This is a genomic window from Conexibacter woesei Iso977N (assembly GCF_000424625.1).
Lineage (GTDB): Bacteria > Actinomycetota > Thermoleophilia > Solirubrobacterales > Solirubrobacteraceae > Baekduia > Baekduia woesei_A.
This window is the reverse complement of sequence record NZ_AUKG01000001.1, coordinates 1,143,877-1,166,261: the sequence shown is the minus strand read 5'-3', so window position 1 is coordinate 1,166,261 and position 22,385 is coordinate 1,143,877. Positions and strand designations below refer to the sequence as shown.

Below are 22,385 nucleotides of genomic sequence, written 5' to 3'. Positions count from 1 at the left end.
CGCCGCTTGGCTAGCCTGTCGCCCCGAATGCGCCGCTGCCGCCCCGTCACGGTCGCGCTCCTCGCGCTCCTGGCCACGCTCGCCCTCGCGCCGCTCGCGCGCGCCCAGACCACCTCGGTCCTCCCCGGCACCAGCGGGACGCTCCCCGGGAGCGTGGCCACCACCACCGTCGTCCCGCCGACGACCGCCGCGCCCCCGCCCTCCACGGCCACCATCCAGACGACGGCCACCCCCCAGACCGGGCAGGCCGGCACGTCGACCGCCACCCCCGCCTCCGACGGCCCCGGCAGCACGAACGACAGCAAGCTCCCGGTCCTCCTCCTGGCCGTCCTCGGCGCGATCCTCCTCGCCGCCGCCCTGGCGATCGTCGCCGCCCGCTGGTGGGCCTACGACCCGCCCTGGCTGGTCCGGACCCGCCACGCCACGGCCGAGGCCGGATGGCGCACGAGCGCCGCCTGGGCCGAGTTCCGGGACTGGCTGCGCATCGGCCGCTAGACCGGCTGTCCGCGCGCCAAGTCCACTCGCATCGCGGGCCTACACTGGAACTTCCTCGCAATATGCGGGGACCCACCCTCCCGGACCCGTTTTTCCGTCCGGCCCACGCGCCACCCTGCTCGACCCCACATCACAGGTTTCGAGTGCCGCGGGCCGGCGGCGAGGAAGGATCAACAGGCGCATGGAAACAGCACCGCAGACAGCTTTGGCGACGGACATCCAGCCCGGTCGAGCGCTCACGATCGAGCGCTATTTCACGACCCCGGGTGTCGCTCCGTTCGACACCGTCGAATGGGAGCTGCGCACCGCCGCGGTCGGCTCGTTCAAGCAGGAGAACGTCGAGTTCCCGAAGACGTGGTCGCAGAACGCCACGAACATCGTCACGCAGAAGTACTTCCGTGGCCAGCTCGACTCGCCCGCGCGTGAGCGCTCCGTCAAGCAGATGATCGGCCGCGTCGCCGGCACGATCTCCGACTGGGGCCGCCAGCGCGGCTACTTCGCGACCGCGGAAGACGGCGACGCCTTCCAGGACGAGCTCACCTACATCTTGCTCCACCAGCTGGCGGCGTTCAACTCGCCGGTCTGGTTCAACGTGGGCTTCGAGGAGCAGCCGCAGTGCTCGGCCTGCTTCATCCTGTCCGTCGAGGACACGATGGACTCGATCCTCGACTGGAACACGCGCGAGGGCCGGATCTTCCGCGGCGGCTCGGGCTCCGGGATCAACCTGTCCAACATCCGCGGGTCGATGGAGCCGCTGTCCAAGGGCGGGACCGCGTCGGGCCCGGTGTCGTTCATGCGCGGCGCCGACTCGTGGGCCGGCACCATCAAGTCCGGTGGCAAGACCCGCCGCGCGGCCAAGATGGTCGTCCTGGACGTCGACCACCCGGACATCGTCGAGTTCATCGAGTGCAAGGCCAAGGAGGAGGACAAGGCCGAGGCGCTGCGCAACGCGGGCTTCGACATGTCCATCGACGGCGACGGCTTCAAGTCGATCCAGTACCAGAACGCCAACAACTCGGTCCGCGTCTCCGACGACTTCATGAACGCCGTCGAGGCCGGCAGCGAGTGGCGCACCATCGCCCGCGCGACCGGCAAGCCGGTCGGAGAGCCGATGCTCGCGCGTGAGCTCATGCGCAAGATCGGCGAGGCCGCGTGGCGCTGCGCCGACCCGGGCGTCCAGTACGACACCATCATCAACGAGTGGCACACGTGCCCGGTGTCGGGCCGCATCAACGCGTCGAACCCGTGCTCGGAGTACATGCACGTCGACGACTCCGCGTGCAACCTGGCGTCGCTGAACCTCATGAAGTTCCGCCGTCCCGATGGCACCTTCGAGGTCGAGAAGTTCGAGCGCGCGGTGGACGTCGTGTTCCTCGCGCAGGAGATCGTCGTCGGCCCGTCGTCGTACCCGACCGAGGAGATCGGCGTCAACGCCCGCGCGTTCCGCCAGCTCGGCATGGGCTACGCGAACCTCGGCGCGTACCTGATGGCCAACGGCATGCCGTACGACAGCGAGTCCGGCCGCGCGACGGCCGCCGCGATCACGGCGCTGATGACCGGCCGCGCGTACCTGCAGTCGGCGAAGGTCGCCGCGGCGATCGGCCCGTACGAGCGCTACGCGGAGAACCGCGAGGCCCACAACGCGGTCATGCGCATGCACCGCGACGCCACGGCGCACGTCCCGGTCGGGATCGGCCGCGACGACGCGCTGCTGTCCGCCGCCCGCGAGGTCTGGGACGAGGCGGTCGAGGTCGGCGAGGCGCACGGCTACCGCAACGCGCAGGCGACGGTGCTCGCGCCGACCGGCACGATCTCGTTCCTGATGGACTGCGACACGACCGGCGTCGAGCCGGACTTCTCGCTGGTCAAGCACAAGGAGCTGGTCGGCGGCGGCTCCATGGTCATCGTCAACCAGACGGTCGGCCTGGCGCTGGAGACCCTCGGCTACACGAAGACCGAGATCGACCAGATCGTCGCGCACGTCAACGAGTACGGCACGATCGTCGAGGCGCCGGGCATCAAGGACGAGCACCTCGAGGTGTTCGACGTCGCCGTCGGCTCCCGCGCGATCTCGCACATGGGCCACATCAAGATGATGGGCGCGGTGCAGCCGTTCATCTCGGGCGCGATCTCCAAGACGGTGAACATGCCCAACTCGGCCACGGTCGAGGACATCGTCGAGGCCTACACCGAGGCGTGGAAGCTCGGCGTCAAGGCGCTGGCGATCTACCGCGACGGCTCCAAGACGGCGCAGGCGCTGCGCACCGACGCGGGCGGCGGCGCGACCGCCGGCGTGCCGGTCACCGAGACGCCGGAGTTCGAGGAGGCCGTGAAGGCCGAGGTCGCCAAGCAGATCGGCGCGCTCGGGCAGACCGGCCCGCGTCGTAACAAGATGCCGCGCGAGCGGAACTCGCTCACGCACAAGTTCTCCCTGGGTGGCCACGAGGGCTACATCACGGCGGGCATGTACGAGGACGGCACGGTCGGCGAGATCTTCATCACCGACGTCGGCAAGGAGGGCTCGACCCTCCGCGGCATGATGAACTCGTTCGCGACGGCGGTCTCGATCGCGCTGCAGTACGGCGTGCCGCTCGAGACGCTCGTCTCGAAGTTCGCCTACATGCGCTTCGAGCCGGAAGGGATCACCCAGAACCCGGAGATCCCGTTCGCGAAGTCGATGCCGGACTACATGATGCGCTGGCTGGCCTCGCGCTTCCTGGACGCCGAGATCCAGGAGGAGCTGGGCATCCTGACCCAGGAGGTCCGGGCCAAGAAGATCGCCGAGGAGACCGGCATGTCGATCGCCGGCGACACGGCGGGCCCGGCGACGCCGGCCCCGCAGGCGACGCCGTCGAAGGGCAACGGCAACGGGACGCCCGCGGCGTCCACGCCGAAGCCGCCGACCTCGGCCCTCACCGACACGCCGCCGGTGCGCCCGGCGCGCCTCGTCGGCCTCGACCTCGGCCCCGCGTGCAGCAACTGCGGAGGCATGATGCAGCGGACGGGCTCCTGCTACACCTGCTCGTCCTGCGGCAACAACACTGGCTGCGGCTGAGCCGCGCCTGTGGGGCGGGTCACCTGCACCCGACTCGACCTACGGCGCCGGCCCGCGCCGTAGGCACTTCGAAGGGGCGCCGCATTCGCGGCGCCCCTTCGTCGTTGTTGGGGTGGTTGGTGCACCAGCCGGCTTGGGACGTTGCTAGACGCCGAGCCAGCCGGACCAGCGGTTGTTGAGGTGGTCGATCGGGTCGGCCGCAAGAACGAACACCGCGATCGCGGCGGCGAGCACGAGCGCACCCGCCGCCACCCACCTCCCGAGCCGCGGCCAGCGCCACCAACTGAGCGCGACGCCGACCGACACCACCACCCCGGCGACGCACAGCGTCCGCAGGCCGACAATCGCGAACTGCTGACGCTCGCGGATGCACGTCCCGGCCATGTTGTCGCACTGGTCGTACGGCGTTCCGAACGCGCTGACGCAGGCCACGACGCAGAGCACCCCGACCGCCACCGCAAGCACGACCACGGCCACTGAGATCCCCGGCGCTCGACGGGCCTGCATGCCCCAGCCGTACCCACCGGACGACGTCCGACACCGAAGGAAGAACGTGTCCTTGTTCGCCCGGTCGCGTTACAGCGAGATGCACCGCCTCACCGCAGCCGCCGTCGTGATCGTCGCCGGCCCAGCATGGAGCTCGATCGCTGGTCCGGCGGACCCATCCGCCGCGCGCGCCTCAACAACAGCCAGCGCTCGACTGGTCGCCAGCCCCGGGAACGCGCCGGCACGCGCCTCGACGCGGCTGGCCGCCGGACCAACACGCTCCGCGACGGCGGGCGACTACCGGCTGGCTGCCGGACCGGTGCGCCCATCCCCGCGCCGGCCCTCGACGGCGGCCGGCTTCCGGCTGGTCGGCGCGCCGGTGGTCCTCGTACAGAGCACCGGCGACAGCGGCGATCCGTACTTCCAGGTCCGCGTGCGGATGAACCGCGCGCTGCCCGTCGGCCGCCAGGGCGTCCGGGCGAACTTCCTCGTCGGCCGGTCGGGCTCCGACGACGCGCCCTCGCCGTTCGGGATACGGTCGCGGCACTGCTACGTGTCCGCGGTCGGCAACGACGTCCCGGACCCCGCGCTCGCGCACGCCAGGCCCGGGTCGAAGGTGCGGCTGACGGTGGAGATCGCGGGTCACCCGCGGATCGTCCGCACCGTCACGCTGCGCTCGCCGCACTACGTCAAGCTCCGCACCCTCGGCTGCGGGGTGCGCCGGTAGCGACCGGTCATAGGCAGGGGCCGATCGCGCGGACGAGCCAGACCTCGAGCGCGCGCGGCTCGGCGCGCTGCCGCCGGCGTGCCCGGCGCCGAGGCGGGCCGGCGACGACGCGTAACTGCGCGCTACAACAAGGGGATGCAGGAGCCCGCCCGCTAGATGGCCGTCTACGTCGACGACGCGTTCGTGCACGCCGACTGGGGCCGGTGGACCGGTGGCGGGCATCTGCAGGCGGACAGCGCCGAGGAGCTGCATGCGTTCGCGGAGGCGCTTGGGTTGCGGAGGGAGTGGTTCCAGACGCGGCCCGGCCGGCCGGATCGCGACCACTACGACTTGAACCGCGTCGGCCGTGATGCGGCGATCCTCGCGGGTGCGATCCCGGAGACGGCGCGCGAGGGCGTCATCCGGCGGCGCGCGCTGCGCCCGGCGCGCATCGCGCGCTGAGGCGGATCACCCGCCGAGGGTGGTGTGCCGCCGGGAGCCCGCACCTAGCATCGCGGCGTGAGCGAGCATGGCCGGCACGGCGGTGGGTGCTGCGGGCCCCGGGGGCGGGGAGCGGTTGCGGCGGCGGTCGTGCCGGCGACGCGGCGCGGCGCGGGGTTGCCCGACACGATGGTGTTGATCCCCGAGGGCACGTTCCTGATGGGCAACGAGGACGCGACCGCGATCCCGGGCGATCGGGAGGGTCCGGTGCGGAAGGTCGCGACCGAGGCCTACATGATCGATGCGCATGCGGTGAGCAACGAGCGGTTCGCCGCGTTCGTCAAGGACACCAACTACCGGACGACGGCCGAGACCGAGGGCTGGTCGTTCGTCTTCGGCGGCTTCCTGCCGGACGACTTCCCGCCGACGCGCGGCGTCGCGGCCGCGCCGTGGTGGCGCCAGGTCCACGGCGCCGACTGGGCGCATCCGGAGGGGCCGCAGTCGGATGTCGCGACCCGTGCGGACCACCCCGTCGTGCACGTCTCGCGCCTCGACGCGCAGGCGTACTGCGCGTGGGCGGGCGTCCGGCTCCCGAGCGAGGCCGAATGGGAGCGCGCCGCCCGCGGCGGCCTGGAGCACGCCCGCTACGCCTGGGGCGACGACCTCACGCCCGGCGGCGAGCACCGCGCCAACATCTGGCAGGGCACGTTCCCCACCAACAACACCGGCGACGACGGCTGGACCGGGACCTGCCCCGTCGACACCTACGCCCCCAACGGGTTCGGGTTGTACAACATGGCCGGCAACGTCTGGGAGTGGACGTCCGGCGCCTTCTCCCCCGGCGGCCTCGACGGCCTCGTCCCCATGCGCGGCGGCTCCCACCTCTGCCACGCCTCCTACTGCGACCGCTACCGCGTCGCCGCCCGCACCGCGAACACCCCGGACGCCTCCTCGGGCCACCTCGGCTTCCGCGTGGCGACGGACGCGTAGACGGGGCGCGGCGGGGCGAGCGGCGTTGTTGAAGGGGTCGGTCCGCGGCGACGACCGCGACCGCCGCGCGCCGCCGGGAGCGGTGGCGATCAAGCGAAGCGCCTTCGACCACGACACCGGAAGCGGTGCGAAGTGATGGCGCGGTCAGGAGGGTCGCGGCGCCGGGGCGAGGGTGCGCGTGGAGTGATGCCGGACGGGTGACGTCGAAGACCGCGACCGCCGCGCGGGGCCGGGAGTGGCGGCGATCAAGCGAAGCGCCTTCGACCACGACACCGGAAGCGGTGCGAAGTGATGGCGCGGTCGGGAGGGTCGCGGCGCCGGGGCGAGGGTGCGCGGTGGCGGTGAGACGGTTGTTCGCCTGGATGGGTGGTCGGCCTGGTATACCCGCACGCCAATGCCCTCGGATGTTGAGCTGTATCAGCGGACGTACTCCACCCTTCTGCGGTCGCGGGGTGAGACGAAGTTGCGGATCCTCGAGTCGTCGCATGTGGCGATCGAGTCGTCGTTGCATCCGTTGGCGGGCGCTGAGGACCTGGATCTGGGCGCCTTCCTCTACGCGACCCAGCGGCTCCCGGCGACGATCTACCAGGGGCGCCTCGTCGTCATGGGGCAGGAGGCCGAGCAGTTCGCCAGCGTCGGCCTGGACCTCAACGACTGGCCGACCCAGGAGGGGCCCGCGCGGCGGCGGCAGTGGCACGAAGGACCGGACGGCACGTGGGGCGTGCTGCTGTCCTCGACCTCCGACGTCGACGACCTGATCCCGACGCTGGTCGCCTACCAGATCGAGTGGAACAAGCTGCGGCGCAAGCTCAACGCGATCGGGTGGCCGAAGCCGCAGGGGCTCCCGGGCGCGGCGGAGTGCTCACGCGTCCTCGGCGGCTCGACCGAGGACTGGGAGCGCCTCCAGGAGGCGTGGGGCACCGCGTTCGCGCGCCGTCTCGGCGAGGTCGCCGCGACCAACCTGTCCCTCCGCGTCCGGATGCTCGGCGGCTCGCAGACCAGCTACGCCCGCCTGACCCGCCGCTGGTGGACCCCCGTCCGCCATGCCCTCGAGCAGGCCGGCATCGGCCGCGAGGCGCCGATCTACTTCGTCAGCTCCAACACCCACTCCCTGGTCAACCTCCTCTCCGGCGACGCCCGCGCCCGCGAGTCCCAGCTCGTCGAGTGGGTCGAGCGCGCCGGCCCGCACGACCTCAGGGAGGAGCTCCTGCGCTTCCGCGAGGAGCGCACGCCCGGCTCCTGGAACAACTTCCTGTACTTCCTCGCCCGCGAGCAGGCCCAGGCCGAGCGTGGCAAGCAACAACGCCGCTACGCCGAGGAGGCCCGCGGCATCCTGCACCTCAACGCGACCTCCGGCCTGCGCGTCGCCGCCCAGGTCATGCCGCTCGCCAAGCTCGACGTGACCGCGCTGGACGACCGCCTCGGCGACCTCGACGCCGAGGCCATCAACAACTCCGGCGCCGTCATCATCAACATCGACTACCCGCTCGGCCTCGCGGCCTACAACATCCTCGCCGAGATCTCCGCGGACCGCGACACGCTCCGTGGCGTCTACGTCCTCGGCAAGGCCGCCACGCTCAACGCCGACGTCGGCGACGTGATGATCTCCAACACGATCTTCGACGAGCACTCGGGCACGACCTACTGGCTCGACAACGCCTTCGACTTCGACGACATCGCGCCGTACCTGCGCTTCGGCTCCGGCCTCGACAACCAGCGCGCGGTCACGGTCCGCTCCACGTTCCTCCAGAACCGCAGCTACCTCGACCGCTACTACCGCGAGGCCTACACCGTGGTCGAGATGGAGGCCGGCCCCTACTGCGACGCCGTCTACGAGATGGCCGAGCCGGACCGCTACCCGCACGACGCGCAGGTCAACTTCGCCAAGCTCCCGATCGACTTCGGGATCGTCCACTACGCCTCGGACACGCCCTTCACGCAGGCCCGCACGCTCGGCGCCCGCGGCATGTCCTACTACGGCATGGACTCCACCTACGCGACGTCGATCGCGATCCTCAGACGCATCTTCGAACTCGAGGGTGCGCTGAAGCAGTAGGACGGCTAGCGCACGACCTGCACGCCCAGCGCGCGCAGGGGGTCGAGCACCTCGTCGCCCACGCTCCGCTCGGTGACGAGGTGCGTCAGCGCGTCGGCCGGCCCGAAGCCGAACGGCGCGACCGTCCCAAGCTTGTCGGCCGTCGTCAGCCCGACGACGCGGTCGCCGCAGCCCAGCAGGACGCGCCGGACCTCGGCCTCCTCGCGGTAGCCCTCGCTCAGCCCGTGCTCGGCGTGCAGCGCCCAGACGCCCAAGAACACCATGTCGGCCCGGATCGACCTGTAGGTGTTGATGCAGTCCGCGCCGACGGCGACCATCGCGCGCCGCTCCAGCGTCCCGCCGACGAGGACGACCTCGACCCCTTCATGAACGGCGAGCACCGCCGCCGCCGGGACCGAGTGCGTGACGATCGTCCCGGTGTATCCCGGCGCGATCGCCTCGGCGACCGCCACCGCGGTCGAGCCGCCGTCCAGGATCGTCACCGCGCCCGGGGTCAGCAGCGCCGCCGCGGCCCGCCCCACCGCGCGCTTGCCCGCGACCGACTGCCGCCCCCGCCCCGCGAACGTCGTCGCCACGCCGGACCGCGCGACCGCCAGCGCGCCGCCGTGCACGCGCTGCAGCGCGCCCGACTCCGCCAGCTCGTCGAGGTCCCGCCGGATCGTGTACGCGCTGACCCCCAGCTCCTGCTGCAGCTCGGTCGCCACGACCCGTCCGGACGCGCCGAGCGTCGCGAGGATCGCCTGCTGGCGCTCGCCCTTCAGCACGGCAGCCCGTGCCGCTCGGCCCACTGCAGCAACATGATGGTCTTGGCGTCGGCGATCGCGCCCCGCGCGACCATCGCCAGCGCGTCATCCAGCGCCAGCTCCAGCACCTCGATGTCCTCGCCCTCGCCGGCGACCCCCGCCGCCGCGGGCACACCGCGCGCGCTGTCGTACGGCGCGGCGAAGAAGTGCAGGCGCTCGGTCACCGACCCGGGCGACATGTACACCTCGAACAGCGGGACGACCGCGCCGATCTCCACACCGGTCTCCTCGGCGACCTCGCGCCGGATCGCGTCCGCCGGCGCGTCGCCGTCGAGCAGCCCCGCGGGCGCCTCGATCAGCATCCCGTCGGGATGGCCGTTCGCATACGCCGGCCAGCGGAATTGCCGCGTCAGCAGGACGGTCCCCGCCGCGCGGTCGCCGAGCAGGATCACCGCGCCGTTGCCGCGGTCGTAGGCCTCACGGCTGATCCGCGACCAGCGCCCGTCGCGCCCGCGCCAGTCGAACGTCGCCTTGCGCAGGACGAACCAGTCGTCGGCGAGCACCTCGACCGCCACGGGCCGGACGCGCGGATTTGCGCTTTCTTGCATGTTCATGCACGTTACTGCACGAACCGCGGGCGCGCCCGGTTGGCTCATGGGCCACGCGTCAATGGCCGATAACCGGGGCACAACGGGAAACGACACACGGTCGTCCTTCCAACCCGCTAGCGTCTTCAACGTCATGGTCAACGCCGAGCTCCGTACGCTCCACGCCGCAGACGGGACCCCCGTCTGCAACGTGTCGTTCGACCTGTCCGCCGAGCAGCTGAAGGCGGCGGCGAGGGCGGCCGAGTCGATCCGGCTGGAACGCCATCGGCACCTGGAGCTGAGCACCGACGACGTCCTCGCCCTGCGCGAGCTGACGTCGATCTCCGACGAGCTGTACACGCTCGCCGACCACGGCGCGAATGCGACGCTCGTCCTGCCGCTCGCCCGCTTCACCGCCCTGCACGACGCGCTCGTCGAGTGGGTCCACGCCGCCGACGACCGCGGCTGGATGCGCGAAGAGGACGCCGAGGCCTACCCGTACGTCGCGGCGATGATCGACCCGATGGCCTCGCTGCGCGCCGACGCGCTGCACGCCGTCCTCGGCGACGGCGGGGCCGACGGCTCCGCCGACGACGAGCACCACGCCGAGCACGGCTGGTAGCCCGCGCGCCTAGGCGCGCCCTTGCCCCGCGCGCGGCGCGGGCGTAGCGTCGTCACGAAGACGCGGGAGACGCCTTCCCAACCGGAAGGAGGCCCGATGACGGGCCGCATGTACATCGATTGCCGGGACTTCCCGAGCGAGTCCGGCTGCGACCTCGCGATGTCCGGCAGCGAGGAGCACCTGCTCGAGGCCGCCGTGACCCACGCGGTCACCAAGCACGGCCACGAGGACAACGCCGAGCTGCGCGCCGGCATCCGCGAGGCGATGAGGACGGAGGTGCCCGCCGCACTGGCGTAACGGCCGCGCCCGCCCGCAGGACCCTCAGCCCGTGTTGCGCAGGCCGAAGGCGATCCCCGTCACGGTGCCCAGCAGCGCCTGGCGGTCCTCGTCGGCGCCTGCGCGCACGCGCTCCAGCAGCTCGATCTGCAGGTGCGACAGCGGGTCGACCCACGGATCGCGGTGGCCGAGGCGCTCGCGCAGCCGCGTGCCCTCCAGCAGCTTCGCCCGGCCGGTGATCGCCAGGACCGCGTCCTTGACCTTGTCGTGCTCGGCGACCACCTGCGGCCAGAACTTCTCGCGCAGCCCCGGCTCGACCAGCCGCAGGTAGCGCTCGGCGACGCCCAGGTCGGTCTTGAACAGCGCCATCTCCAGCGTCGAGATCAGCGACGCGAAGAACGGCCAGCGCTCGTTCATCGCGCGGTAGCGCGCCAGGTCGCCCTCGGCGAGCGCCGTGCCCGCGCCGTACCAGGACGTCAGCAGGATCCGGTTCTGCGTCCACGAGAAGACCCACGGGATCGCGCGCAGCGACTCGATCGTGCCGTCCCCGCCGCCGCGCGCCGGCGGCCGCGAGCCGATGTTGAGGTCGGCGAGCGCATCGATCGGCGTGATCTGGAAGAAGAAGCGCGCGAAGTCCGGGTCCTCGTAGACCAGCGCGCGGTAGACCTCGCGCGAGCGCCGCGCCAGGCGGTCGACGTCGGCGCGCCAGTCCTCGCTCGCCGCCGGCCGCGCCACGTTGGACGCCAGCAGGACCGCGCTCAGCGTCTGCTCCAGCGAGCGCTCCGCCAGCTCCGGGTGGCCGTAGCGCGCACTGATCGTCTCGCCCTGCTCGGTGATCCGGATCCGCCCGCGCAGCGACCCAGTCGGCTGCGCGACGATCGCGCGGTACATCGGTCCGCCGCCGCGCGACGTCGACCCGCCGCGGCCATGGAACAGCTCCAGCTCCACGCCCTCCTCCGCCGCCTGGCGCGCCAGCTCGATCTGCGCGCCGCGCAGTGCCCACTGCGACGCGATGAACGACCCGTCCTTGCCGGAGTCCGAGTACCCCAACATGATGATCTGCCGGTCGCCCTGGTCCCGGACCAGCTGTCGATAGGCGGGCGAGGCGTACAACTTGGCCATCGTCTCCGGCGCGCGCTCGAGGTCGTCGAGCGTCTCGAACAGCGGGACGAAGCGCAGGTCCAGCGCGGCGCCCGCGCGCTGGGCCAGCCAGCGCGCGCCGAGGACGTGCGACGGCTGCTCGGTCATCGACACGATCAGGCAGCGCACGACCTCCGGCCCGTAGGCCGCGCTCGCCAGCGCCGCCGCGTCGAGCGCGGCGACGAGCTCGCCCGCGGTGCCCTCCGGGCGGCGCCCCAGCCCGGGTCGCCCGACCGCGATCGCGTCGGCCAGCAGCGCCTGGCGCTCCTCCTCGCCGGCGGCCGCGAAGCCCGGCAGCAGCGCGCTCACCGCGGCGTCGACGACGTTCGCGTTCTGGCGCAGGTCCAGCCCCGCGAGGTGGAAGCCGAAGGTGTCGACCTGACGCAGCAGCCGCTGCAGCGCGCCGTGCGCGACGTGCTCGGAGCCCAGCGAGCCCGCGACCAGCTCCAGGTCCGCGCGCAGCCCGGCCGGGGAGTCGTAGCCCGCCTCGCCGCGCCCGTCGAGCATGTTGATGATCCGGCGCTCCATGAACCCCAACTTGGTCCGCAGCGGCTCCCACGCATGGTGCGGGCGCCGCAGGACGCGCGCGCTCGGGAGGTCCAGCGCGTCCATCCGCAGCGACTCCTCCAGCTCGGGAGAGACGCGTACATGTCGTTCCGAGTGGCTGAAGCGCCGGGCCAGCGCGCCGATCCGGTCGCGCAGCAGCCGCAGCGCCGCGCGGCGGTGCAGCTCGATCGTCGCGGTCACCGTGTCGGCGCCGACCTCCGGGTGGCCGTCCATGTCGCCGCCCGGCCAGGAGGCGAACTCCAGGACCGGCTCGCCGCCGCCGTCGCGCTCGAGGGAGACGCCGAGCGCGCGCTCCAGCTCGTCGAGCGTCCGCGGGACCGCGTCGTAGAGCACGCTCTCGAAGACGTACAACGTGCGCCGGACCTCGTCCTCGACGTGCGGCCGCGCACGGCGGACCTCGTCGGTCTGCCACCAGATCGTCAGCACCTCGCGCAGCTCGCGCAGCAGCGCGTCGCGGCGCGAGCGGCCGGTGCGCGGGTCCTCGACGCGGTCCAGGAGCAGGTCGATCTCCCACACGTGGTCCAGGACCGAGCGGCGCGCCGCCTCGGTCGGGTGCGCGGTCAGGACCAGCTCGACGTGCAGCGCGCGCAGCGCGTCGGCGGCAACGACATCATGTTGCGAGAGGAGCGAGGCGGTCTCCGCCAGCGACTCGCGCTGCGTCTCCCCCTCCGCGTCGTAGGCGCGGCGGCGCCGCAGGCGCTCGCGCTCCTCGGCGATGTTCGCGAGCTGGAGCTGCAGCGAGCACGCGCGGATGATCGGCTCCAGGTCGCCCTCGGCAAGTTGATGGAGTCGCTGCAGCAGCGCGTCGGCCGACGCGTGGTCGCCCTGGCGCACGCGCGCGGCGGTCGCGTGCAGCCAGGAGACGGTGTCGGCGAAGGCCGCACCCTCCTGCTCGGAGAGCACGTCGTGGACGAGGCCTTCGAGGAGCTCGACGTCGGTGGCGTCCATGGCCCTCGACGGTAGCCCGCCGCCGCCGCGCCGCGAAGGGTCCGGACGTCAGAATGCACCGCAATGGACCTCCGCCAGCTGGAGTACTTCGCCGCGGTCGCGCGCCACCGGCACTTCCGCCGCGCCGCGGAGTCGCTGTACGTGACGCAGTCGGCGGTCTCCCAGGCCGTGCGGCGGCTGGAGGCCGAGCTGGGGCTGGAGCTGCTGCGCCGGCGCCCGGGCGCGCAGCCGCCGGTCGAGGTGACGCCCGCGGGCGAGGACCTCCTGGCGCGCGCCGAGGCGATCCTGGCCGACGTCGCGCAGGCGCGCGCCGCGATGGACGAGCACGCCGGGACGCTGCGCGGCGGCGTCCGGGCGGCGGCGACCGCGGGCGACGCGCTGCGCGTCGCGGCCGAGCTGGCGCGCTTCGGGCGCGAGCACCCCGGCGTCCGGATCGCGCTGCGCCAGTGCACGGGGACCGAGGTGGTGGACTTGATCGTCTCGGGCGACTACGAGCTGGCGATCGCGGCGCTGCCGGAGGGCGTGACGGTCCCGGAGGACACGGTGACCGCGACCGCGCTGCGCGCGGAGCCGCTGGTCCTGCTCGTCGGCCCCGACGACCCGCTGGCGGGGGCGTCGGGGCTGAAGCTGTGGGACGTGCGCGACCGGCCGTTCGTCCTGGCCGAGCCGGGCAGCGCGCTGCGTGGGTCGGTCCTGCGCGCGTGCGCGGAGGAGGGCTTCGGGCCGGTCCCGCTGTTCGAGGTCGGCGAGCCCGCCGCGGTCCGGATGCTCGTCGGCGCCGGGCTCGGCGTCGCGCTGGTCCCGGAGTCGTGGGCGGTCGTGGACGGCCCGGAGGTCGGCGTGGCGCGCGTGGCCGCGGCCGCCGCGCGCCACGAGCTGACGCTGCTGACGCGCACAGGCGGGGCCGTCGGCCCCGTCGCCCGGCTGCTGGCCGAGCACCTGCGCGCAGCGCTGGGCTAGACGCGCGCGGTCAGCGCCTCGTCCAGCTCGGCGACGAGCTTGCGCTTCGGGCGCGAGCCGATCAGGCGCAGCGCCTCGGCGCCGTTGTCGATCAGCAGGAACGTCGGCATCGAGAGGATCTGCATCTGCGCCGCGACGCCCTGGTTGGCGTCGACGTCGACCGAGACGACCTTGATGTCGTCGCGCTCGCCGGAGAGCTCGTCGAGGATCGGGTGCATCGCGCGGCACGGCGGGCACCACGCCGCCCAGAAGTCGACGAGGACGGGCTTGTCGGACTCGAGGACCTCGGCCTGGAAGGTCGCGTCGGTGACTTGGGTCAGGTTGTTGCTCATGTCCTTCAGTCTCGGCGCGCGGCGCCGCCGTTTCGACGCCGATTCGTGATCGGGGCGAGTAGCGGCGCTGCACACGGGCATCAAGAGGGGATGCGCCGCGCCGTCTCGCTCGCCGTCCTCGTCGTCGCCCTGCTCGCCGCGCTCCCCAGCGCCGCGCCCGCCGGCCGGATCCCGATCCGCGTCGGGATCGGCGACCAATCGCTGACGATGTTCGACCAGCCCGCGTTCCAGCGCGCGAAGTTCAAGCGCGTGCGCTACATCGTCCCGTGGAACATCATGGACAACCCGGGGCAGCTGACCGCGGCCACGCTCTGGGTCCAGAAGGCGCGCGCCAACGGCTTCTCGGTGCTGCTGCACGTCTCGACCGACAACTACACCATCAAGAAGGCCAGGCTGCCGTCGGTCGACGCCTACAAGTCGAAGGTCGGCCGCCTGGTGAGGCAGTTCCGGAGCCTCGGGGTCACCGAGTTCGGCGTCTGGAACGAGGCCAACCACGCGTCGCAGCCGACCTACCGCTCGCCGACGCGCGCCGCCGACTACTTCCGCGAGATGTACCGGATGGTCAAGCAGCCGTGCTCGTCGTGCGGCGTCGTCGCGCTCGACGTCCTGGACCAGACCGGCGTCGAGCAGTACATGAAGACGTTCTTCCAGCACTTGAGCTCGACCTACCGCAGGCGCGTGACGCTCGTCGGCATCCACAACTACGGCGACGTCAACCGCCAGCGCACGACGTTCACCCACAACATCATCCACGAAGCCCACCACTACAACTCGAAGACCAGGTTCTGGTTCACCGAGACCGGCGGGATCGTGAAGTTCGGCAGCTCGTTCCCGTGCAACACGACGCGCGCCGCGCACCGGATCAACAACATGTTCTCCCTCGCCAAGAGGTACCGCAGCGCGGGCGTCCAGCGGCTCTACGTGTACAACTGGACCGGCGCCGGCTGCGACGCGCGCTTCGACGCCGGGTTGACCGCTCCGGACGGCCAGACGCGGGCCGGATACACGACGCTGCGCAACCAGCTTCCGAACTACGAACGCTGACGCGGCACAATGAGGGGTGCATGGCCGACCTCGAGACAGGCAGCGAGTTCGCCGGCTGCCGCATCGAGGGCGTCCTCGGGCGCGGCGGCATGGGCGTCATCTACCGGGCGACGGAGCTGTCGCTCGGGCGTCCCGTCGCGCTGAAGCTGATCGCCACCGAGCAGGCGTCGGACCCGGATGTGCGGGAGCGCTTCGAGCGCGAGGCGCGGCTGACCGCGTCGATCGAGCACCCCAACGTGGTGCCGGTCTACGCGGCGGGCGAGGAGGACGGGCACCTCTACCTGGTCATGCGCTACGTCCCGGGGACGGACCTGCACCACCTGCTGCGCTCCGAGGGCGCGCTGGAGCCGGCGCGGGCGGCGTCGATCGTGGCGCAGGTCGCCGGAGCCCTGGACGCGGCGCACGCCGCGGGGCTCGTGCACCGCGACGTCAAGCCGGCCAACGTCCTGCTGGCCGGGTCCCACGCGTACCTCAGCGACTTCGGGATCACGCGCGTGCAGGCGTCCGACACGCGGATCACGGACTCGGGCAACTGGATCGGCACCGTCGACTTCATGGCGCCCGAGCACCTGCGCGGGGAGCCGACCGACGCGCGCGCCGACGTCTACGCGCTGGGCTGCGTGCTCTACACCGCGCTGACGGGGACGCCGCCGTTCCGGCGCGAGACCGTCCCGGCGACGATCACCGCGCACCTGCACGAGGGCCCGCCGCGGCCGTCGGCCGTGGCGCTGGGCGTGCCGGTCGCGTTCGACGCGGTGATCGCGCGGGCGCTGGCCAAGGAGCCGGCGGATCGGTACCCGAGCGCGGGCGACCTCGGACGGGCAGCTTTGGCGGCGGCCGCGGGCGAGCGCGCGTCGACCGCGCGCGGGAGCGTGGCGACCGGTGCCGCGACGCCGGAGGAGGCCGAGCCGACCCGGATCGCGCCGCTGGCCGGCGCGACCGCCGTGATGGCGCCGCCGGAGCGCACGCGCGTGGCTGAGCCGGTCCGGGTGCGTGCCAGCGAGAAGGCGCCGCCTTCGGGCCGCCCGCAGGACGTCAAGGTCCAGCGCGGGCGCGGCCGCAAGCTGGCGCTCGGCGCGACCGTGCTCGTCCTGGCGATCCCGGCGATCGCGGTGGCGAGGTGGGCCAGCGGCAGCGGCGGCACGCCGACCGGTCCCCTGAGCGCCGGCGAGGTCCTGACGACCGCGCAGAGGTTCGCCGACGCCTACACGGACGAGGACGACGCGGCGCTGCGTCGTGTCCTGACGCCCGACGTCGCCCGCTACGGCACCGACCCGCAGATCCAGCGCGGCCGCGTCTCCGTCGTCGCCGAGTACCACCGCCAGTTCGCGGCCGACAAGATCGAGTCCTACAGGTTGACCGACGTCACGGTCACCGGCGGCCGCGCCGGCCGCGCACAGGGCAACTACACCGTGACCCGCGCCGGCGCCCCACCGATCACCGGCAGGATCATCTTCGGCATGGTCCGCCGCGACGGCTCACCGCGGATCTCGCTGATCGCCACCGAGCCACGGCCGAGCTGAGCGCAGCGCGCCTAGCAGCGGCGCGACAGGTGGATCGTGACCGTGGAGCCCGGGTCGACGGAGGTGCCGGGCTCCGGGTCGGTCGAGCAGACCCGAGGGTCGCCGCCGAGGATCTGGTCGAAGAAGCCGCTGTCGTCGGTCTGCGTCTTGGCGACGAGGTGGGCATCTTCGATCTGCTGCTTGGCGTCGTCGGCGCCGAGGCCCGACACGTCGGGGACGTCGATGTCGACGATCCGGCGGACGCGCAGCGCGGTCAGCGCGGGCTTGGAGGAACCGGACGAGGCGAGCACGTCGACGACGTTGACGCCGGGCTCCAGCGGCACGGAGGCGCTCCAGGAGCCGCCGCCGGCGATCGACGCGCGCCTGCCGCGGACGGTGACGGTCGCGCCCGCGGGATGCACCGTCCCGCTCAGCTCGACCGAGCCGTCGCGGACGCTCGCCATGTCGCGCGGCGCGGCGATCGAGAGGCGCACGGAGCCGGCCGTCCTGGGCGCCGACGAGCCGCCGCAGCCGGCCAGGAGCAGGGCGGCGCCGAGCGCGCCGGCGATGAGGGGGATCCGCGGGACGATCGCCTCAGTATGCGACACGGCGCGTGGACGTCGGTGTGGTCGGGCACAGTGCGGCAGCGATGGACATGAAGGTCTGGGTGCGCCCGGTCGGCGCGGTGGTGGTCCTCGGCGCGGTCGTTGCCTGCGTCGCGGATGGCCGTGCGCGCGATGCGGCGGATCAGGCGTCCGGGCCGTTCCTGCTCGTCGCGGGGTTGTTGTTGTTGGGGTTGGTCGCCGATCGCGACGGGGTCTTCGAGTACGCCTCCGCACGCCTGCTCGGCGTGACGACGCACCCGCGGCGGCTGCTGCTGCTCGCGCTCGCGCTGGTCGCGCTGGTGACGGCGGTCCTGAACCTCGACACCGCGGTGGTGTTCCTGACGCCGATCCTGATCGGCGCCGCACGCGGGTCGGGCTCGGGCGAGGAGGCGTTCCTGTACGGGTCGGTCCTGATGGCCAACGCGTCGTCGCTGCTGCTGCCGGGCGCGAACCTGACCAACCTGTTGGTGTTGTCCGGCGAGCCGGTCAGCGGCGCGACGTTCGTCGCGCGCGTCCTGCCCGCGGCGCTCGTCGTGGCGGCGGTCACGGCGGTGGGGCTGGTGCTCGTGCAGGCGCGCGGCGCCGCGCGGGACGGCGGAGGCGTGGCCGTCGCGGAGCCCGCACGCGCCGTGGCGCAGCGCCCGCGCATGCTCGGCGTCGTCGCCTGCGCGATCGCCGCCGTCCTCGTGCTCGCGCTGCCGCACCCGGGGATCCCGGTCCTGGCGGTCGGCCTCGCGGCGGCGCTCGCGCGGCGCGTTCAGCCCAAGGCCGCGATCGAGGCCGTCGGCCCGGACGCGCTCGCCGCGCTGTTCGCGCTCTCGGTTCTGCTCGGGCTCCTGGCGCGCGCCTGGTCCGGGCCCGCGGACCTGCTCGCCGAGGCGAGCGCGTGGGAGACGACCGCGATCGGCGCGGTCTCCTCGGTCCTCGTCAACAACCTCCCGGCCGCCGTCCTGCTCTCGGCCAGCGCGCCGCCGCACCCGCGCGCGCTGCTGCTCGGCCTCAACCTCGGGCCGAACCTCGCGGTCACCGGCTCGCTGTCGAGCTACCTGTGGTTCAAGGCCGCCCGCGCGTCCGGCGCGCACCCCAGCGCGCGGCGGTTCTCGGTCCTCGGCGCGCCGCTGGCGGTCATCGCGATGGTCGCGGGCCTCGCGACGATCGCGCTGCTCGGGCGCTCCTGAAACAGCAAGAGCCCCCTGCTGGCACAGGGAGCTCCGGCTGAAGGTCACAACACGAGCGATTCGAGGAGGAGGTGATGCGCTCAACCCGGTGATCGACAGATCGCCGCCGGGCTTGAGCGACTCCTACCCACCCGGACGGAGGGTCAGTCACGCCGTGACGATCAGCCGGACCGTGCGGCGCCCGCCGGCCAGCGCGCGCTGCCACGGGCCGTCGCCGTCCGGCGCGGTGGTCGGGGAGTCGAGCAGGAACGCCGCGAGCTTCAGCGCGGCGTCGCGCGCCTGCGGCGGCGACACGTAGTCGCGGTCGCTGCGCCCGCTCAGCCCGGGCGTGTAGCGATCGGCGACCTCGACCTGGAAGAGCTGGGCGGCCTCGGACACGGTGGCGGAAGCGTCGCAGGATCGCGACGCCACCGCCACGCAGCGCGGCGCGCGTCTCGTCCGCGCGCCACGCGTGGGTGTCCGTGTGGTGGTCCTAGCCGGCGGACGCGCCGCCCGACGTGTCCGCATCGACCGGGGCCGCCGCGGGCGTCGTGGTGGTCGCGGCCGGAGCCGGCGTGCTGTTCGACGAGCTCGGCGAGGACGAGGACGACGGTGCCGCGACGCCCTTGCCGCAGACCGGCCACGGGGCCGTGCCCTGCTGCGCGTAGAGCTGCGCGGCGCGCGTGTCCTGCTCGCTCTCGGGCGCGGCGGCCGGGTCGCCCGACCCGCCCATCTCCGCCCACGTCGAACGCGTGAACTGGTACTTGCCGCGGTAGACGCCGTCGGCGCTGATCGCCGCCGGGTTGCCGCCGGACTCGCACGCGGCGATCTTCGCCAGCGCGCTCGACGCGTCACCCGTCGAGGCGGTCGACGCCCTCGAGGACGCGATCCCCGAGGGCAGCCCCAGCGCCGCGGCGGTCTGCGGCCCGACGATCCCGTCGACCGTCAGCCCGTGCCTGCGCTGGAAGGACCGCACGGCGCGCGCGGTGGCGGCGTTGAAGGTCCCGGTCTGCCTGACGCCGAGCGCCGCCTGCAGCGCGCTGACGGCGCTGCCGGTCTGCCCGCTCTTCAGCGTCGTCGGCGCGGGCGCCTGGGCGCTGGACTGCGCCAGCGCCAGCGGGGCGCCGAGCGCGAGCGCCGCGCTCAGCGCGACGACGGACACGCCGCCACGCCGCCCACGTCTCCTGCGCGTGCGGCGCAGTTCCGCCAACCGCGTCGCCACGGTCGCACGGCGCTCGCGCGAGCGCTCCAGCGACGCCTGGCAGGCGCGTTCCAAGTCGTTGATCACGAAGGTTCCTTTGCTCTTCCGCGCCTACGGGGTTAGCTGTCGGGCTCGCGCTGTGAAGAGCTGCGCTACGGAGCCGCGATGGCTCCGATTCGCCCCCGGCCCGGACTCGCGTCCGGACCCTTGGGTCCCCCGCTCGCAGTGGCATGGCGCCACCGCGACTCGGCTGGTGTACAGACCGGTAGACAAGCACATCCGACCGCCGGATGTAGGGCTCCATAATCGTTCGGGCCCGACTCAGGTGATCGGCGCGGCGACATGCAGGGCAAAGCGCGCCGTCTGGGCTCGTACACTGCCCGGCCAAGAGCATGCCGCCCGAGCCCGAAGCCCCCCGCCGCCGTGATGAGCGCCAACCGACCCCCTGGCGGGTCGAGGGCGCGCCCGAGCAGAAGAGGACCGGCGGCCCGATCGCCAACCGCCGCCCGCCCGGCGGGTGGCAGCGCTTCCTCTACGTGATCGCCGCGCTGCTGATCCTCAACTGGGTCATCGCGTCGTTCATCCCGGCCGACCCGAGCCGCATCTCGGTGCCGTACTCGCAGTTCCTCAACGAGGTCGACAAGAACAACGTCAAGGACGTCACGTCCAAGGGCGCCGACATCTCGGGCGAGTTCAAGAACAAGGTCGACCCCGAGAAGTCCGACCACAAGCCGGAGACGAAGTTCAAGACGCTGCGGCCGGAGATCGTCCCGGCCGACGACCCGCTGCTGTCCAAGCTGCGGTCCAACGGCGTGACGATCAACGCCAAGCCGCCGGACACCGGCCGCTCGGTGTGGGGCGACATCCTGCTGTTCTTCGGGCCGACGCTGCTGTTCGGCGCGCTGTTCTTCTTTATCGCCAGGCGCGCGGCGGGTGCCGCGGGCGGCGGGCTCGGCGGCCTGGGCAGGTCGCGCGCCAAGCGCTACGAGCCCGAAGGGGGCGCGCGGACGACGTTCGCCGACGTCGCGGGCATCGACGAGGCCGAGGACGAGCTCGAGGAGGTCGTGGACTTCCTCAAGCACCCGGACAAGTACCGGTCGCTCGGCGCGATGATCCCGAAGGGCGTGCTGCTCAGCGGTCAGCCCGGCACCGGCAAGACGCTGCTGGCCCGCGCGGTCGCGGGCGAGGCCGACGTCCCGTTCTTCTCGATCAGCGCGAGCGAGTTCATCGAGATGGTCGTCGGCGTGGGCGCGTCGCGCGTCCGCGACCTGTTCACGCAGGCCAAGGCCGCGGCGCCCTCGATCATCTTCATCGACGAGCTCGACGCGATCGGCCGCCAGCGCGGCGGCGGCGCGTCGCTCGGCGGCCACGACGAGCGCGAGCAGACGCTGAACCAGATCCTCACCGAGATGGACGGCTTCACCGGCTCGGAGGGCGTCATCGTCCTGGCCTCGACCAACCGCCCCGACGTCCTGGACTCCGCCCTGCTGCGCCCCGGGCGCTTCGATCGCCGGGTCACGGTCAACCCGCCCGACGTCGAGGGGCGCGAGAAGATCCTCCAGGTCCACACGCGCTCGGTGCCGCTGGACGACGACGTCGATCTGAAGGGCCTCGCCGCGACCACGCCGGGCATGGTCGGCGCCGACCTCAAGAACCTCGTCAACGAGGCCGCGCTGGGCGCCGCCAGGCGCGGCTCGAGGACCGTGCAGTCGGCCGACTTCTACAACGCGTTCGAGAAGATCGTCCTCGGCACCGAGCGCCGGATCACGCTGTCGCGCGAGGAGCGCGAGCGGACCGCCTACCACGAGGGCGGGCACGCGATCCTCGGCATGCTGGAGCCGGGCGCCGACCCTGTCCGCAAGGTCTCGATCGTCCCGCGCGGGCGCGCGCTGGGCGTGACCTTCCAGTCGCCCGAGAGCGACCGCTACGGCTACGACACCGCCTACCTGCTCGGCCGGATCACCGGCGCGCTGGGCGGCCGCGCGGCCGAGCAGATCGTCTACGGGACGATCACCACAGGCGCGGAGTCCGACCTCCAGCAGGTCACGCAGATCGCCCGGTCGATGGTCGGCCGCTGGGGCATGTCGGACGCGATCGGGCTCATCACGGTGCTGCACGAGGAGCAGTACCCGGGCCAGAACGACGGCAACTCCGAGGCGACGCGCGAGCTGATCGACGCCGAGGTCCGCAAGATCGTGGAGTCCTGCTACGAGCGCGCGATCACGTCGCTGACCGAGAACCGCTGGCGCCTGGACTCGCTCGCCGAGAAGCTCCTGGAGACCGAGACGCTCGACGAGGACGACGCCTACACGGCGGCCGGCTTCGAGCGCGGCAGCGCCCCCGGCGACCGCCCGCCCCACGGCATGCTCAAGGAGCCGACGCCGGGATCGCCGGCGCTCGACGCGGCACCCGCGCCGGCCGACGACACGCGCGACGACGCGTAGCGAGTAGTCCTACACCTCGCCCGCGCGG

At 72.8% G+C, this 22,385-nt stretch carries 21 protein-coding genes and 1 riboswitch; of the genes, 13 read left to right on the top strand and 8 right to left on the bottom strand.

Annotated elements, in window-relative coordinates:
• Positions 1-27 precede the first annotated feature (27 nt).
• On the top strand, positions 28-495 hold the full coding sequence (locus tag H030_RS40400) for a hypothetical protein (RefSeq protein ID WP_027005412.1): 468 nt from the start codon (positions 28-30) through the stop codon (positions 493-495).
• A gap of 181 nt (positions 496-676) precedes the next feature.
• A complete protein-coding gene (locus tag H030_RS0105650; RefSeq protein WP_027005411.1) occupies positions 677-3,550 on the top strand; it encodes a vitamin B12-dependent ribonucleotide reductase in 2,874 nt (957 codons plus the stop codon).
• 144 nt (positions 3,551-3,694) lie between these two features.
• Here the strand turns inward: H030_RS0105650 and H030_RS0105645 are convergent, their stop codons facing one another.
• Positions 3,695-4,057, bottom strand: coding sequence for a hypothetical protein (locus H030_RS0105645; RefSeq protein ID WP_155891854.1), 363 nt, complete (start codon positions 4,055-4,057; stop codon positions 3,695-3,697).
• Between the two features lie 79 nt (positions 4,058-4,136).
• Between H030_RS0105645 and H030_RS0105640 the strand changes: the two genes are divergently transcribed.
• From H030_RS0105640 to H030_RS29575, 4 genes are all read left to right on the top strand, one after another.
• Entirely contained in the window at positions 4,137-4,763 is a 627-nt protein-coding gene (locus H030_RS0105640) for a hypothetical protein (RefSeq protein WP_155891853.1), read from the top strand.
• Positions 4,764-4,919: 156 nt separating this feature from the next.
• Positions 4,920-5,204, top strand: a complete 285-nt coding sequence (locus H030_RS0105635) for a DUF4031 domain-containing protein (protein WP_027005408.1) — start codon at positions 4,920-4,922, stop codon at positions 5,202-5,204.
• A 168-nt stretch (positions 5,205-5,372) separates the two neighbouring features.
• Positions 5,373-6,173, top strand: coding sequence for a formylglycine-generating enzyme family protein (locus tag H030_RS0105630; protein ID WP_027005407.1), 801 nt, complete (start codon positions 5,373-5,375; stop codon positions 6,171-6,173).
• Positions 6,174-6,567: 394 nt separating this feature from the next.
• On the top strand, positions 6,568-8,229 hold the full coding sequence (locus H030_RS29575) for a DUF6909 family protein (RefSeq protein WP_155891852.1): 1,662 nt from the start codon (positions 6,568-6,570) through the stop codon (positions 8,227-8,229).
• Positions 8,230-8,234: 5 nt separating this feature from the next.
• On the opposite strand, the gene H030_RS0105615 is transcribed toward H030_RS29575, so the two are convergent.
• Together H030_RS0105615 and H030_RS0105610 are read right to left on the bottom strand one after the other, a co-directional pair.
• Positions 8,235-9,017, bottom strand: coding sequence for a DeoR/GlpR family DNA-binding transcription regulator (locus tag H030_RS0105615; RefSeq protein WP_081690533.1), 783 nt, complete (start codon positions 9,015-9,017; stop codon positions 8,235-8,237).
• Positions 8,987-9,580, bottom strand: coding sequence for an NUDIX domain-containing protein (locus H030_RS0105610; protein ID WP_196809008.1), 594 nt, complete (start codon positions 9,578-9,580; stop codon positions 8,987-8,989). Before H030_RS0105610 ends, H030_RS0105615 begins: the two co-directional genes overlap by 31 nt.
• Before the next feature lie 133 nt (positions 9,581-9,713).
• On the opposite strand from H030_RS0105610, the gene H030_RS0105605 reads away from it, so the two are divergent.
• Both H030_RS0105605 and H030_RS0105600 read left to right on the top strand, forming a co-directional pair.
• A complete protein-coding gene (locus H030_RS0105605; RefSeq protein WP_027005404.1) occupies positions 9,714-10,181 on the top strand; it encodes a hypothetical protein in 468 nt (155 codons plus the stop codon).
• 96 nt (positions 10,182-10,277) lie between these two features.
• Complete coding sequence (locus H030_RS0105600; protein ID WP_027005403.1) at positions 10,278-10,478, top strand: DUF1059 domain-containing protein; 201 nt, start codon at positions 10,278-10,280, stop codon at positions 10,476-10,478.
• A 24-nt stretch (positions 10,479-10,502) separates the two neighbouring features.
• On the opposite strand, the gene ppc is transcribed toward H030_RS0105600, so the two are convergent.
• Positions 10,503-13,112, bottom strand: coding sequence for a phosphoenolpyruvate carboxylase (gene ppc, locus H030_RS0105595; protein WP_027005402.1), 2,610 nt, complete (start codon positions 13,110-13,112; stop codon positions 10,503-10,505).
• Positions 13,113-13,175: 63 nt separating this feature from the next.
• Between ppc and H030_RS29570 the strand changes: the two genes are divergently transcribed.
• Entirely contained in the window at positions 13,176-14,072 is an 897-nt protein-coding gene (locus H030_RS29570) for a LysR family transcriptional regulator (RefSeq protein WP_051221797.1), read from the top strand.
• Here H030_RS29570 and trxA read toward each other — a convergent pair.
• The gene (trxA, locus tag H030_RS0105585; RefSeq protein WP_027005401.1) at positions 14,069-14,404 is read right to left on the bottom strand and encodes a thioredoxin; all 336 of its coding nucleotides are present in this window, start codon (positions 14,402-14,404) and stop codon (positions 14,069-14,071) included. The genes H030_RS29570 and trxA overlap by 4 nt on opposite strands.
• Before the next feature lie 90 nt (positions 14,405-14,494).
• Here trxA and H030_RS0105580 point away from each other — a divergent pair, with 90 nt between their 5' ends.
• Positions 14,495-15,448, top strand: coding sequence for a glycosyl hydrolase (locus H030_RS0105580; RefSeq protein ID WP_027005400.1), 954 nt, complete (start codon positions 14,495-14,497; stop codon positions 15,446-15,448).
• Between the two features lie 20 nt (positions 15,449-15,468).
• Positions 15,469-16,971 carry a serine/threonine-protein kinase gene (locus H030_RS36420; RefSeq protein WP_051221795.1) on the top strand — a complete coding sequence of 501 codons (1,503 nt, stop codon included), beginning with the start codon at positions 15,469-15,471 and terminating at the stop codon, positions 16,969-16,971.
• An 11-nt stretch (positions 16,972-16,982) separates the two neighbouring features.
• Here the strand turns inward: H030_RS36420 and H030_RS0105570 are convergent, their stop codons facing one another.
• Positions 16,983-17,558, bottom strand: a complete 576-nt coding sequence (locus H030_RS0105570) for a PASTA domain-containing protein (protein ID WP_027005399.1) — start codon at positions 17,556-17,558, stop codon at positions 16,983-16,985.
• A gap of 41 nt (positions 17,559-17,599) precedes the next feature.
• Between H030_RS0105570 and H030_RS0105565 the strand changes: the two genes are divergently transcribed.
• Positions 17,600-18,733, top strand: a complete 1,134-nt coding sequence (locus H030_RS0105565; protein WP_155891851.1) for an SLC13 family permease — start codon at positions 17,600-17,602, stop codon at positions 18,731-18,733.
• 147 nt (positions 18,734-18,880) lie between these two features.
• Here H030_RS0105565 and H030_RS0105560 read toward each other — a convergent pair whose 3' ends face one another.
• Entirely contained in the window at positions 18,881-19,111 is a 231-nt protein-coding gene (locus H030_RS0105560; RefSeq protein WP_027005397.1) for a hypothetical protein, read from the bottom strand.
• Positions 19,112-19,205: 94 nt separating this feature from the next.
• On the bottom strand, positions 19,206-20,000 hold the full coding sequence (locus tag H030_RS36415) for a transglycosylase family protein (RefSeq protein WP_051221793.1): 795 nt from the start codon (positions 19,998-20,000) through the stop codon (positions 19,206-19,208).
• Positions 20,001-20,006: 6 nt separating this feature from the next.
• Positions 20,007-20,175, bottom strand: a riboswitch (cyclic di-AMP (ydaO/yuaA leader).
• Positions 20,176-20,305: 130 nt separating this feature from the next.
• On the opposite strand from H030_RS36415, the gene ftsH reads away from it, so the two are divergent.
• Positions 20,306-22,357, top strand: coding sequence for an ATP-dependent zinc metalloprotease FtsH (gene ftsH, locus H030_RS29550; RefSeq protein ID WP_051221791.1), 2,052 nt, complete (start codon positions 20,306-20,308; stop codon positions 22,355-22,357).
• The last annotated feature ends 28 nt before the right edge of the window (positions 22,358-22,385 follow it).

Bases quoted from the DNA above. Each gene is read 5' to 3' on its own strand.
- trxA (WP_027005401.1), bottom strand. From the start codon at position 14,404: ATGAGCAACAACCTGACCCAAGTCACCGACGCGACCTTCCAGGCCGAG.
- H030_RS0105630 (WP_027005407.1), top strand. From the start codon at position 5,373: ATGGTGTTGATCCCCGAGGGCACGTTCCTGATGGGCAACGAGGACGCG.
- H030_RS0105580 (WP_027005400.1), top strand. From the start codon at position 14,495: ATGCGCCGCGCCGTCTCGCTCGCCGTCCTCGTCGTCGCCCTGCTCGCC.
- ppc (WP_027005402.1), bottom strand. From the start codon at position 13,112: ATGGACGCCACCGACGTCGAGCTCCTCGAAGGCCTCGTCCACGACGTG.
- H030_RS0105600 (WP_027005403.1), top strand. From the start codon at position 10,278: ATGACGGGCCGCATGTACATCGATTGCCGGGACTTCCCGAGCGAGTCC.
- H030_RS0105635 (WP_027005408.1), top strand. From the start codon at position 4,920: ATGGCCGTCTACGTCGACGACGCGTTCGTGCACGCCGACTGGGGCCGG.
- H030_RS0105610 (WP_196809008.1), bottom strand. From the start codon at position 9,580: ATGCAAGAAAGCGCAAATCCGCGCGTCCGGCCCGTGGCGGTCGAGGTG.
- H030_RS0105640 (WP_155891853.1), top strand. From the start codon at position 4,137: ATGCACCGCCTCACCGCAGCCGCCGTCGTGATCGTCGCCGGCCCAGCA.
- H030_RS40400 (WP_027005412.1), top strand. From the start codon at position 28: ATGCGCCGCTGCCGCCCCGTCACGGTCGCGCTCCTCGCGCTCCTGGCC.
- H030_RS0105565 (WP_155891851.1), top strand. From the start codon at position 17,600: ATGGACATGAAGGTCTGGGTGCGCCCGGTCGGCGCGGTGGTGGTCCTC.
- H030_RS0105645 (WP_155891854.1), bottom strand. From the start codon at position 4,057: ATGCAGGCCCGTCGAGCGCCGGGGATCTCAGTGGCCGTGGTCGTGCTT.
- H030_RS0105605 (WP_027005404.1), top strand. From the start codon at position 9,714: ATGGTCAACGCCGAGCTCCGTACGCTCCACGCCGCAGACGGGACCCCC.
- H030_RS0105650 (WP_027005411.1), top strand. From the start codon at position 677: ATGGAAACAGCACCGCAGACAGCTTTGGCGACGGACATCCAGCCCGGT.
- ftsH (WP_051221791.1), top strand. From the start codon at position 20,306: ATGCCGCCCGAGCCCGAAGCCCCCCGCCGCCGTGATGAGCGCCAACCG.
- H030_RS36420 (WP_051221795.1), top strand. From the start codon at position 15,469: ATGGCCGACCTCGAGACAGGCAGCGAGTTCGCCGGCTGCCGCATCGAG.
- H030_RS29575 (WP_155891852.1), top strand. From the start codon at position 6,568: ATGCCCTCGGATGTTGAGCTGTATCAGCGGACGTACTCCACCCTTCTG.
- H030_RS29570 (WP_051221797.1), top strand. From the start codon at position 13,176: ATGGACCTCCGCCAGCTGGAGTACTTCGCCGCGGTCGCGCGCCACCGG.